The sequence below is a fragment of the Virgibacillus proomii genome (genome assembly GCF_900162615.1).
GTDB lineage: Bacteria > Bacillota > Bacilli > Bacillales > Amphibacillaceae > Virgibacillus > Virgibacillus proomii.
Genome location: NZ_FUFN01000010.1, coordinates 2,383,456 through 2,396,147, shown reverse-complemented (window position 1 = coordinate 2,396,147; position 12,692 = coordinate 2,383,456). Strand labels below are relative to the sequence as shown.

At 32.9% G+C, this 12,692-nt stretch carries 9 protein-coding genes and 2 tRNA genes; 1 reads left to right on the top strand and 10 read right to left on the bottom strand.

The window, feature by feature from the left end:
- Positions 1-108 precede the first annotated feature (108 nt).
- The 9 genes from BN1066_RS18620 to BN1066_RS18580 form a co-directional block, all read right to left on the bottom strand.
- A complete protein-coding gene (locus BN1066_RS18620; RefSeq protein ID WP_077321189.1) occupies positions 109-1,344 on the bottom strand; it encodes an ATP-grasp domain-containing protein in 1,236 nt (411 codons plus the stop codon).
- A complete protein-coding gene (locus BN1066_RS18615; protein WP_077321187.1) occupies positions 1,337-2,569 on the bottom strand; it encodes an ATP-grasp domain-containing protein in 1,233 nt (410 codons plus the stop codon). The genes BN1066_RS18620 and BN1066_RS18615 overlap by 8 nt, the downstream gene beginning before the upstream one ends.
- On the bottom strand, positions 2,547-3,755 hold the full coding sequence (locus BN1066_RS18610; RefSeq protein WP_077321186.1) for an MFS transporter: 1,209 nt from the start codon (positions 3,753-3,755) through the stop codon (positions 2,547-2,549). The genes BN1066_RS18615 and BN1066_RS18610 overlap by 23 nt, the downstream gene beginning before the upstream one ends.
- Positions 3,748-4,806 (bottom strand): threonine aldolase family protein, encoded by a 1,059-nt coding sequence (locus tag BN1066_RS18605; protein ID WP_077321184.1) that lies wholly within the window; start codon positions 4,804-4,806, stop codon positions 3,748-3,750. Before BN1066_RS18605 ends, BN1066_RS18610 begins: the two co-directional genes overlap by 8 nt.
- A gap of 1,458 nt (positions 4,807-6,264) precedes the next feature.
- Positions 6,265-6,513, bottom strand: a complete 249-nt coding sequence (locus tag BN1066_RS18600; RefSeq protein ID WP_077321182.1) for a hypothetical protein — start codon at positions 6,511-6,513, stop codon at positions 6,265-6,267.
- Between the two features lie 1,433 nt (positions 6,514-7,946).
- Positions 7,947-8,020: transfer RNA gene (locus BN1066_RS18595), tRNA-Arg, on the bottom strand.
- Between the two features lie 10 nt (positions 8,021-8,030).
- Positions 8,031-8,104, bottom strand: a tRNA-Gly gene (locus BN1066_RS18590).
- 197 nt (positions 8,105-8,301) lie between these two features.
- Positions 8,302-9,153 (bottom strand): methyl-accepting chemotaxis protein, encoded by an 852-nt coding sequence (locus BN1066_RS18585; RefSeq protein WP_077321181.1) that lies wholly within the window; start codon positions 9,151-9,153, stop codon positions 8,302-8,304.
- Positions 9,154-9,168: 15 nt separating this feature from the next.
- On the bottom strand, positions 9,169-10,548 hold the full coding sequence (locus tag BN1066_RS18580) for an amidase (RefSeq protein WP_077321179.1): 1,380 nt from the start codon (positions 10,546-10,548) through the stop codon (positions 9,169-9,171).
- 604 nt (positions 10,549-11,152) lie between these two features.
- Between BN1066_RS18580 and BN1066_RS18570 the strand changes: the two genes are divergently transcribed.
- Positions 11,153-11,338 carry a hypothetical protein gene (locus BN1066_RS18570; RefSeq protein ID WP_077321177.1) on the top strand — a complete coding sequence of 62 codons (186 nt, stop codon included), beginning with the start codon at positions 11,153-11,155 and terminating at the stop codon, positions 11,336-11,338.
- Positions 11,339-11,579: 241 nt separating this feature from the next.
- On the opposite strand, the gene BN1066_RS18565 is transcribed toward BN1066_RS18570, so the two are convergent.
- A complete protein-coding gene (locus BN1066_RS18565) occupies positions 11,580-12,182 on the bottom strand; it encodes an HD domain-containing protein (protein ID WP_425445289.1) in 603 nt (200 codons plus the stop codon).
- Between the last annotated feature and the right edge of the window lie 510 nt (positions 12,183-12,692).

Sequence of the window (12,692 nt, the reverse complement as noted above, 5' to 3'; positions counted from 1 at the left end):
TTAATAATTTATTCATTAATAAAAATGCACTTGTAACACCTCGCTATGTGGGTTTGTTTTCTACTTTCACTATAGCAGGGTTTCAGGTGTTTTTTCATTTATTGATACTTACTCTTCAATGTCAGCATTAGATTTTGACGAAGAGCCAATTTTAACAATCAAATTTTCCTCGAAAGCCTGTAATAAGTTTGCACTATTTTGTTTAGAATCGGTACTAACGATAATATGTCCAGCTCGACTGTAAGAATCAATTGTCTTAATAATTCTATCTCCTATTTTATAATATATATCCCAATCTTTTATTCCAACATCTTTTTTTTCTTTAACAAAACCTTTTCCTAGCAAAACCCCCTCTGGAAATGTTAAAAATTTAACCATACTATGTTTTTTACTAGTAGGTAATGTTGTTTCTAAAACTGAAGAATCATAGTATGATCGTATTCCCATTTCATATTGATCAATTCCGGATGATAATGTGTGTAAGTAAGGTATATAATCACCACCTGGTCTTGTATGCATTTCTATAATTACAAATTTACTTTCTTTGTTATCCCATTTTATTTCTATATGACCTGGTCCATATTGAATCCCCATAACATTCAAAGATGTTTCTGTTATGTCTAAAGCTTTTTTATAAAAATCCCAACTAGTTATCCCAGGTACAGAATGGCCTATTTCAATAAAATTAGGACTCCCTGTTGTTTCTTTTTTTGTAACCCCTAAAATAAAATGATTACCATTTGAGGATACTGTTTCCACACTATATTCAGGACCATCTATAAATGGTTCTAATATCCATTTTATATTAGGATAATCTCTATTGCCTTTTACATACCATTCTTTCCATTCATCAATATGATTTATAAGGAAAACATTCTTGCTACCAAAACCGTCAAGAGGTTTAACTATAAAAGGAAGACACATAGGTAATTTATCAACTTTAAATTCGTGGATATACCCTACATTGTAATCTAGTTTCAATTCATCATTTTTTAAAAATTTTTCTCTCATAAGTGCTTTATTTCTTGTATAATCAATAATCTTAGTAGGATTTGTTGGTAAATTTAATTCATAACTAATATAAGAAGCAGTCCTTAAACCCAGCTCTGTAAAACTTAGTATAAGATCAATCCTTTTATAAAGATTCATTATATGTCTAACCTTCTGAAATACTTCACCTTCATTATCCAGACTTTTTACGAAATATATTTCTTCTACTAATTTTGTGATTTCAGATGAAATATATTTATCACGATCACTTATAATAATTACTTTAAAACCTAATTTTATCCCATTAGTTATGCCAAGTTTACTTGCACCCAATAAAACTAAAATTCTATTCATCTATAACACTCCACTCTAACATGTTAATTGCCTTTTTTGCACTGTTAACCGCTTTTTCTTTTGTCTCGCCACTAGTAATGACATACCCTAGCCTATCATAACTACTTTTAACACCATTTGATATATAAGGTAATTGGTTTAAACTAATCCTTACAAAACCATCGATTTGTTTCAATTCATCTATTTTATTTACACTTTTATATTTACCTATCCGAGTGGGTAGAAAAAACTGTATAGCAGCAAATTTCATCTTTGTATGTTCTATACATGTATATTCTTTTACAGATTGAGCTACTGTTTCTTTTACCATATTAATTCCGGTGGCTATTTCCACCAATTCTGGTATTAAATCTCCAGCTAACCTAGGGTTTATCTCTACAAGATATAAAATTTCATCGTTTATAAAGAACTCAACATGTGCGGCTCCATAGTCAAGCCCAAATAAATTTAATAACATTGATATTCTATACTCTAAATCATCAAATGAAAAATCTAATAATCCAGTTACATGACCACATTCTACTGAATGATTACCAAAAGTTTCCTTCTCTGTAATGGAGATTAATTTCCATTTACCATTAGAATATATCATTTCAGCAGAATACTCATTGCCCTTTAAGAGTTCTTCAACTATCCATTCGTTTTTTAAATGATATCCTCGCTCATTCACTTTTCGCTTCATCTCTTCAATTAACGCTTTTTTTAACTGTTTTTTATTAGCACATATTGACACTCCGTTACTGCCACTATCATCTACAGGCTTGATAATACAAGGAAATGATATTTCCTTCATTTTGAGATCTTCTAAGGAAGAAATAATATAATACTTTGGTTGCAAAATTAATTCAAACTGACTGTTAGAAAGATACTCCCGCATTATTCCTTTATTACGCACACGCTCTAAAGATTGTAAAGAGTGTCCAGGTAAACTGAACTCCTTTGCAATTGCAGCTGCAGAATATAGATGATAATCATCAAATGCCAAAACCCCAGAAAAATTCAGTCCCCTATCTTTGATTATTTTTATCATTTTTTTAACATCATAAGTGTCAATAACCAAAAATTCGTCACAAATATTTTTCGGATGTTCCTCTTCGTTCATAGAGGAATACTGTTCAAAACCAATAGTCCAAAAGTGAACTTTAAAACCAAATTCTTTTGCAATCTTCATCGCCTTTGATCCTGTTCCTGTGCTATTAGTTTCAAGAAATAAAAGGCTTTTCATGTTTTTCTTCTCCTCCCCTACCATTTTGGGATTTATTATTTTTTACTTTTACATTAATTATATATATAACAAAGATCAGCAATGATAAAAATGTCAGGATTAAAAAGGCATCTCTATAAAAGTAATGATAAATATTCAATCCTAAGAAACTTCCTAGTGATTCACCAATCCCCCAAAAGATCCCAGCAAAGCCAAATGCCCACGGTGCACTTAGACTACCTTTATTTTTTACTAGTTCACTATCTAACATCGGCACCCAAATAACTTCGCTAACACTAAATATTATAATAGCTAACAGTACTAATGGAAAAGTTGGTTTTAACCATAATAAAAAAAATGAAATACTTATTAATACAAAGGCCAATGAATACCATAATTCATTTTTAAAATATGGTTGTATTCTTGGATAGAAACCTTGAATAAGGATTATTGTAATAGCATTTATAGTTAAGAAAAATCCTATAGTTTTACCTGTAAAATAATGCGAAAAAACAACAGGAAAAGTTGTCATTAATTGAGTATACAAGAGCCAAAAAACAGAAGAAAATAAGGCGAATTTTATAAAATTATTAATTCCCTTATTTCTATTCTCTAAAGTGTATTTTCCATCATTCGAATTTTTATTTATTTCTAATTTGACTTCAGGTAAAAACAGCGTTATAAAACCTGCTAGTATATAATTAAACATGCTTGCTAATAACAAATACTTCGGATTCCAATCTAATATTAATCCACCTAATAAAGGACCAAGAGACGCTCCAACATTTACCGCAATATTTAATAAGGCATAAGCATTGATTCTTTCAGATTCCTCCATTAATGAGATATGTGTTTTAAGTGATATGTTATATAATGAAATAAACAAACCTAAAGTTAACATTAAAATAAATATTAATATATACATTTCACTTATTGTAACTAATAACAGGATAATTGAGGAACCAAATAAGCCAATAATCAAGCTCAGCTTCAAACCTACCTTATTTATCACCCCACCAACCAAAGCATTTCCAGCTTTAGATACAAAAGTAAAAGAAGCCACAATTATACTAGCCTTTCCTATACCAATAGTTTTTGCATCCATGAGCCAAAGGGATAATAAAGGGATAAACATAAAAAATCCGACCGAATTAAAAACTCGTATTAAGAAACTTATAAAACTTTCATTGTTAAATAACTTACGCATAGGAACGTACCCCAGAGAGTTCCTCTACGACAAATTTAATTATCTTTACAGCTTCATATATGTCTTCCCTTGATATATGTTTATTGATTACAATCCTCACAACTTCCGGCAACCATGGAAAAATTAACAATCCATTATCCTTACATAATTCCACAAATTTATTCATGTTATTTGTTATTTCACTTATACTAAAGAAAATCATATTTGTTTCTATGCTCTTTAAATCTATTTTTATAAGGGGGATATCATTTAATAATATAGCCATTTCTTTGGTTAATTGATGATCAAATTTAATTTTCTTTAGATAATTTTCCATAGCATATTTTGCAGCAGCCGCAAACATGCCTATTTGATGTAAACCACCACCAAATTGTTTCCTGACTTTTCTTGCCGATTCTATAAAACTATTGCTTCCCATTAACATCGAACCAAAAGGCGCTCCAAGACCTTTTGAGAAACAAACAGTTAAGGTATCAACATTACTTGCGTATTCCCACAAAGGTATTCCTGTTGCCACATGCGCATTAAATAATCTGGCACCATCCATATGTAGTGTTAATCCTAGGTCTTGTGTAAAATTATGTAAGGACGTGATTTCCTCTAAAGGAAAAATCTTCCCTTGATAATTATTAATCGTGTTTTCGATTGTAACTAGCTGAGGTTTTGAATAATTAGGACCTCTTGGTTTAGATTTTATTAAAACTTCCACATCTTCTCTTGTAATTATTCCATCAGCTTTTCTAATGCAATTTAATACAGCTCTACTTAGAATTGCTGTTGAAGCACTTTCATAAAAGTTAATGTGATAATTTGCTTCCGTAATAATTTCATTACCCTCATCAACTATAGCTTTAATAGCTATTTGATTAGCCATTGTTCCACTAGGAACAAATAGTGCTCCTTCCACCTTAAAAACATCTTTACAATAGTCCTCTAAATTGTTAACACTGGTATCCTCAAGGTAGCAATCATCTCCCACTTTAGCTCTTTTAATTATTTCACGCATTTCTCCTGTTGGCCTTGTTATGGTATCACTTCTCATATCAATCATATTATCCCACCTTTAGATTTTATATGCTTTTAGTAATTACGCAATTGTAATATATTGTAATTATGCAATTATGTTATCACGTAATTGCATAATTAGCAATATTTCTTGGTAATAGTTATCAGATTGTTAGAAATAAGATAAGTAAACCTAAATGTGATTCTTCATATGCCATGCCCATTCTAATTTGTTCTTCGAATTAATATTTTATTTCTCCGCAATGTTTCTCCTTATAAAATTTTATGCTTAATTAAGGCTTTATCCCATATTTTTTATATGGTTTTCTATCTTCTTTAAAAAATTACCTCAATTGAGGGTAAGAGAAGAAGTAGGGGGTACGACTGAAATAGAAGAAAAGGAAAGAGAAATATGCTGAGCTAGATCGTAGATTAAAAGAATTATACGAAGCGACGAACTTTACTGACAAATACCTAGATCCATCAACAGCATGGATGGCGGTATTTACAGCGATACAAGACAATGATTCGGATGCAGTAGATGAGTTGGAAATAGGTGGTTGGGGTGACTGGAGCAATGAATGCAGGCCGAGTTAATATTAATGGTGAGATTCAATAGTTAATTAATATATAAAGAATTTGTATAAGGGATGTCTTTAACTTTTCCAACTTTATCTTATCATAATAAGTGTATACATATTGATGGAGGGGAAGAGAATGAAAAGAAATGGGTATGATAACTTTTGCTTTGGTTGCTTGTTCAGATGATGAAGAAAAAACGGTGAAAATTACCAAGAAGCTTTTAATAAACTTGAAGAAGGAATGACAATTGAAGAGGTCAAAGATATTAATATTGTTGGTGGTGAGCTAAGAGAGATACTTGGGCAGATGAAACTAAGAGAATGTAGAGGTTCTTGTTTAGACGACCCAACAGGAAGCGTGATTTACCTTTACTGAGCGAACTAACAAGGCAAATGCTTGGGGTGCTAATTTATGTTATAACGCTAATACAGGTAAATGGGGTTCTTGGACAAGTACAGAAACATATACTTATTGAGGTAATCATCCAAGCACCGAAAATCTTGCCAGTAAAATGCATAAACGTATTGTTAAGGCTTATGATTTAAGAGATAGAGATCTTAAAAAGGCTAATTTTCATGTGTTATGTGAATCTAAGATGCACGCTATTCTGACAGTGGGCGGGCTATACGGATTCCGCGATCAGCATTAAGAAGCTGCGTAACAAAGAAGTGTTGAAAAAAAGCTGGGCGGGCTATAGCTGACGGTATGGCTGATTATTTAAACTTAAGCTTAAGAAAGGCGGTTCCTAACCCAGGTAAAGGCAAAGGCATCTATACAGTAAAAAAAGGAGATACTCTTTGGTGGGTGTATAAAAATGATGTGCAATAAATAAAGTAAATCCTACAATCTGTTTGGAAGCTCTTGTAAAGGATGGTCATGTAATTGTTAACCATCCTTTACTTTAAATCAATTTAAATTGTTGCTATTGTTGTTGTCCGTTATTTATTCCGCTTTGTAAGTTAGATGTCGTTTGTTGCATACCTTGGTTATTTGTCATGTTATTTAAAGGTTGCATTAATTGTTGGACTTGTGGATTGTTCATTGCATTAGAAAGGGTTTGTTGCCACCGTTGAAAAGTTCCGTTTTGTATACCTCTTGAAACACCATATATAACTGCACCAATTGCACCTACAGTAACTAAAGAAGTCATTATACTTCTATTGTTATTCATCAAAACTCACCACCTTTTTTATTATTTTGTTTTTTAGTCCTAAAAATAATACAAACAGTAATAGTTTTAATAAATTCATCAAAATTATACTGAAACGGTCTTCCACTTTTTAACTTGATGATTAAAGCTAAAAATTTTGGTTAGCCTAATTTATGATTAAATTTGAAAGGAGAATTTATGTGAGGAATAAAAAATATTTACTTGGACTTTTTTCAGCTATTGTGTCTATAGCTTTTTTATTTGGATGTGATGGTGTAGACTAAAAATGAGCCAGATCCAACGTAAGAACCATCTGAACAACAACAAGAGAACGACAATGATGAAGATAATCTATAGGGTACTTTTGAAATGGCGCTTGTTATTTTTTTGCTCCATTGTAGCGTTTATAAAATTCACAAGAATATGTCTTTTTGTTGAATAGCTATACGTAGAAAAAGAGAATGATTAAGGTGAAGGTTCAAAAATAATATGTCTTACAGTAAAATTTATATACTTTGGTTAAATTTTATTTGTAAAAGGTAACTCTCCTTACGCTATCTAGCTTTAGTTCAGTTTAACTTTTTTTCTCACATCTATGGAGAACGTTATTAAGTTTTATAAAGGGACTAATTACCTTTTGGTTATTTTTGTCGTAAAAATATAGAGGAAAATATAATCCTTATCATAATCATGGTTAAAGGAATTTGTTTAGTTGTTAAATTTATACATAACAAGGCGTGACAATAGTAGTATTTATGAAGGTAACTATACATCTTAATTATTGTATTTCAGTGTGAAGCTATAAGCGTAAGGTTCGGTGTTGCCTTCTTCAAATTCATAGATTTCACTGGATCAGCTACCCGGACTTTATGGGCAACATTTTGCTGAGGGTGAACGCAACACGTTTGATAATTGGTGTGTAAGGTAAATGGAAGATATTACTTAATAAGAATATAAAGAAATTCAAGGAAAAAAAGGAATAGTTATACCAGCAGTTTATCCTGAAGGGATGTTTACTGGAGATGGAGATAAATATGCGTATGTATTATCGTAGTGTTGATAAATTAAGAGAAGGTTTTAAATGCCTTTTCTTTTTGGGCGTTTAAAATTAAGATACGATACGACTATCCACACTTTATAAAAAACCTCCCCTAAAATGAGCGGGGGAGAATATATTATTCTACAAACCATAAAACAAACAGAAAGCTATAGATGCTTGATATGACAAGCTTTTTCCGGTTTTAAAACTGTTAAAAAAATCTCTGAAATTAACGTGACCTAATCATCAAGCTAGATGTATTTGTTTGTCTAAGGTCTATAATAAGGAAGTTTAAGGAAGTGTTTTTAAATCATGAGCAAATCGGTATCCTATTGGTATCTTTTTAGAATTTACGTACCTCACTTAACAAAATAAAAACCCTTGTAAACATAGTGCTCACAAGGGTTCCTCAATACGTCCCAGGAGAGATTCGAACTCCCGACCCACAGCTTAGAAGGCTGTTGCTCTATCCAGCTGAGCTACTGGGACAAATAATATATGGAGCGGGTGAAGGGAATCGAACCCTCGTCATCAGCTTGGAAGGCTGAGGTTTTACCATTAAACTACACCCGCATTGAAATAGTATTAAGTTTGAATGACTGCCGTTTTTTACCGACAAGAATCATTATATAAACTTACATCAGATTTGTCAACACTTACCGGTAGAATAATTATATTTGTTATTTTAGTAAAAATGTGAAAATAGATACGCAATCGAAAAGAGCACTAAAGCTTAAATTAAGCTTTAGTGCTCTTTAAAAAAATATATGTTAATTAATTTCATTGGTTAGTACTTCAATATGGGTTTTTAATTTATTTGTCATCTCATTTAATTCTTCGGTCATTTGTGAAAAGATCTCGGCTTCGGCTTCTTGGCTTTGAACGGCTTGGGCTATGTCTGTTAATTGTTCAGATGTCTGTTCAATATTTTGCATAATATCGTCAATAACAGTTTTAATTTTATCTGTTGCGTGAGAAGAGTCTTTTGCCATCTTCCGGATTTCTTTAGCAACGACTGAAAAAGTGCGTCCCTGTTCTCCAGCTCTAGCTGCTTCAATCGCTGCATTAAGACCAAGCAAATTCGATTGTTCGGAAACATTATTGATAAATTGAGTCACTTCATTAATTTCCCCGGAATTCTGTTTGACGCTTTCGGAATGTGCAGCAATCTCCTGAACAGTTGCTGATAGTTCTTCCGTTTGGGAGAGCATATTATGTGCTCTTCCTTGGATATGATCGGACAGACCTTCCAAAGAATGTATAATTTCAAGGAATTGGTACTCTTGATCTAAACTGATTCCAATACCTAGACAGCCTACCAGTTCACTGTTATCGAATATTGGAATGCCAACACCTTTAAATGGTTCTCCGTATTCTGGTGGAGTTTTAATAATCGTGCGTTTTCGGTTGTGAATTACTTGTCCAAATAAATCATGATCATAAAATGGATCTCCGGTATTTACTTTCGCATCAAGTGTTTTACCTGGTGCATAATATAAGTATTTTTCTAAATCTACAACACCAACAAGTATATTCTCGTTTTGTAACAACTCTGTCATGAATGGTGCAGTCTCAACTACATTACGCAGTACAGCAGAATTAATTTGTTCCGTATTCTTCATATTGTTTACTCCATTCTAAAGACTTTTAGCAACAGCAGATCGCTTGTCGTAAAAATCTTGTAAATATGCTTGCTCAAAAGCAAATCCTGCACGAATTAATAGGGATTCATAGTTATATTTACTTACAAGTTGAAGTCCGATTGGTAATCCATCATCCGTTAACCCCATAGGAAGCGATAATGCGGGATGACCAGTTAAGCTAAATAAGCGAGTAAATCTAGTTAGAGATGTGAAGATATCTTCTTCTAAACCATCGATTTCAATGGATTCTGTATGAATTGGTTTAGGGCTAGCAGGCAAAGTAGGTGTTGCGATAATATCGACCTCCATGAGAACTTCGTCAACTTCACTCGTTGCTATCTTTTGCCAATCTAGGGCTTTTAGATAATTTACTGCAGGGATGGCTTTACCTCGTTGTAGATGTGTTTTTACATCTTCGCCGAATTGATTCAACTTACCAATAAGATTTTTTTCATGTGTATATGCTCCTTCAACTAGTGCGATCGGAAATACTTGGTCGCTAGCTTCTTGCACAGATGGCAGCCCTATTTCCATAAGAATCGCACCGAGATTTTCTAGTTTTTGGAGGGCTTTTTGATAGGAAGTACGGATTTCTGGCTCTAAATATTCGGTAAAATATTTAGTAGAAACACCGATGCGCATCCCTTTAATATCGGTTTGACAATGTTCAAGATACAATCTATCTGTTAATCCGTACATAACAATGGCTAAATCTGTGATGTTTTGTGTCATAGGGCCAACATGGTCTAATGTCCATGATATTCCCTGTACTCCATTTGTTTTTATCTTTTGTCTAGTAGGCTTGAGCCCGACTATTCCACAAGCAGAAGCAGGAATGCGGATTGAACCTCCTGTATCAGTACCAATGGAAGCAAAGCCTAAGCCAGCAGCGACAGCAGCAGCTGACCCACCACTAGACCCTCCCGGGATGTGATCGAGTTTCCATGGATTTTTTACTGCACCATAAAATGGATTGTTTGAAGTGATGCCAAAAGCAAATTCATGTAAATTTGTTTTCCCTAAATTAATTGCACTCGCTCTTGTGATTTTATTCACAATAGAGGCATCCTCCTTTGGGATGAAATCTTTAAAAATGTACGAACCGCTTGTCGTTTTTATTCCTTTTGTAAAAATTAAATCTTTAAACGATATCGGTACCCCTTGAAGCACATTTAATTGCACTCCATTCAGCCAGTTTTTTTCAGCAATGCGAGCTTGAGCTAAAGCTTGCTCATGAGAAACGGTAATAAATGCATTAACCGTTTTGTTGACCTCATCTATTCTCTTTAGCTGTTCCATTGTAATCTCGGTTGGCGAAAATTCTTTATTTCTGTAGCCGTTGATAAGATCGGATATTGACATCGTTTCTATCATGAATAAGCCTCCTTATATGGTCTTGATTAAGGTTTAAGGATTTTTTTGTTTCTTATCCAATTGGTGCGATTAAACATAGCCCAAAACTGGGTCGTTATATTTCGTTATTGAAAGAATATTCCGGGTACTTCAAAGTCTTACTTTATTATTATCGGTTCTAGTAACTAAATAGTTAACTAAAATTTAAACATATCTCGGTAGATAAAATGTATATTATTTTAGTTTAAAAAAATATGATGTGGTTCAAGAAAAAGAGGTGGTGGAGAGATGATGAAAGACTTACCGGATTGGATAGCAGAACTAGAAAGTGAAGACCTTGAATGTATTAAGAAGTTTGTTTTAAATGGCTTCTTAAAACTATCCTATCCAACTTAAGAATTAGATTGGATCGATGAATTGAAAAAATTAAAGTAACAGAAACAGCGGATCAGGAAGCCTTTATTAAGTTTATTAAGCAGTTATTAATGGGTAATCATATTCGGATCGAAGACGCAAAACAGATTATAGAAAATTATAAAGAAGAAAGAAATATAATGAATAAAATTGATCTTGTGTTTATTTGCGCTGGTAACTGTAATGTTTCCTTTCCTTAAGACGTAATAGTATGGGAAACTGGTACTTTCAGCGATGCAGTAATGTGCATGGGGAAATGGAACATTTTATTGCTACATTGATTCTTACGATTATCGGATTACTTTTTTTGGCAGAACAAACACAAAAAGCGAAAAAAGAGACACAAGAACGCAGTAGAAAAGAATTGAATAAAATGAAAACACAAGATATTAATTAGGAGGGGCAATTAGTAGGATAAAACGTGCTACCTATAGTATCCAATAGAAAAAGAACCCAATTTTCCAGGATAACGATTTCTGGAAAATTGGGTTACAATGACTTTCTAACAAGTTAAAGTAAATTTTCCCTTGTACCAACGTTGTTTTAGATGTCTTTCTATTTCATCAGAGTTAGCATTAACATAAAAACTTCATTAATATAGTTGCTTATAGTGACTATTTTCCATCTAAACATAAGACCTATGTTAAATACTGTCCTTTTGCTTGCGATATTTTCTCTCTGGCTTCTTGTTCGATAAGGCTTTTTAATTCGCTTAATATAGGGCTAAAACTAGTGTGCTTTTCAAGCATAAAACACATTTCATATTCTATATCTTTCCATGTACGAATATCCGCTTCTAGATGTTGAATTTGAACTTCAAGTTTATCTAAAGCATTAGCAACTTTCGCCTCATATGTCTCTTTCGTTTCAAACTCAAGCCAAAGCTGATAGATTTCCTCACCAGCTTTATCCTGTAGCATGCTTCTTATATTTTCTATGGCTTTGCGTTCATTTTGTTGTTTTTGTAAACGGAGTGCTTCGTTATGTAGCGTTTCGAAGGCCGGAATATCCTTTGCCTCTGCTTCTACTAAATCATGAATGATGAGCATTTTTAATAGTTTTTCCATATGTATGTCTTTTTCTAAATAAGGTTGTAATACAATCGCCATTAGGGATAGTCGCCATGTGTGTTCTGCTACACTTTCCTGTCGTCCATTGGATAACCAGCTGTGTCGCAATTCCATCTTAAGCTTTTCACTTAGTTTAATTAGTTGATAAATACGCTCCATTTGTTCTTGCATCCGTTCTCTCTCCTTTCCTGCCTCCTAAATAATTTAAATGGTTGATTACACGTAAGAAGTATAAAAATTAGAGTAGGTTAACTGTATAGGTGGATATTGAAAAAAGCTTACCTATAACACATTATCTTTTTTCCTTTCTTGTTCTTAGCACCCCATGCTAAAAGCACATTTTCATGCTCACAAAACCTAGAAAAGCTTCGACAGGATACCTCACGGAGGAAAACATCGCAGCGACACTTTGCGATCTTTCAATGATACCTGCGATCTTAGCTGACCTCGACCTTTTTTGAACCCACACTTATACGTATTAGAGTAATTAAAAAACCTTTGTAACAGTTAGGGATAAGCCATTTTACTAACGAAGAGCAAATGTTTTTCGTTTATACTGTAAATGATAAAATATATTATATCATTCTATTTATTAGTTGTGATTTTTTTGAATCTATCTAGCAAGTGCAAACGTATTAATAAATGAAGGATGAAAAGAATTTCTTTGTACAAAAGATTATC

Bases quoted from the DNA above. Each gene is read 5' to 3' on its own strand.
- BN1066_RS18605 (WP_077321184.1), bottom strand. From the start codon at position 4,806: ATGATTGATATGAGAAGTGATACCATAACAAGGCCAACAGGAGAAATG.
- BN1066_RS18565 (WP_425445289.1), bottom strand. From the start codon at position 12,182: ATGCAAGAACAAATGGAGCGTATTTATCAACTAATTAAACTAAGTGAA.
- BN1066_RS18600 (WP_077321182.1), bottom strand. From the start codon at position 6,513: ATGAATAACAATAGAAGTATAATGACTTCTTTAGTTACTGTAGGTGCA.
- BN1066_RS18585 (WP_077321181.1), bottom strand. From the start codon at position 9,153: ATGAAGAATACGGAACAAATTAATTCTGCTGTACTGCGTAATGTAGTT.
- BN1066_RS18570 (WP_077321177.1), top strand. From the start codon at position 11,153: ATGGGAAACTGGTACTTTCAGCGATGCAGTAATGTGCATGGGGAAATG.
- BN1066_RS18620 (WP_077321189.1), bottom strand. From the start codon at position 1,344: ATGAATAGAATTTTAGTTTTATTGGGTGCAAGTAAACTTGGCATAACT.
- BN1066_RS18615 (WP_077321187.1), bottom strand. From the start codon at position 2,569: ATGAAAAGCCTTTTATTTCTTGAAACTAATAGCACAGGAACAGGATCA.
- BN1066_RS18610 (WP_077321186.1), bottom strand. From the start codon at position 3,755: ATGCGTAAGTTATTTAACAATGAAAGTTTTATAAGTTTCTTAATACGA.
- BN1066_RS18580 (WP_077321179.1), bottom strand. From the start codon at position 10,548: ATGATAGAAACGATGTCAATATCCGATCTTATCAACGGCTACAGAAAT.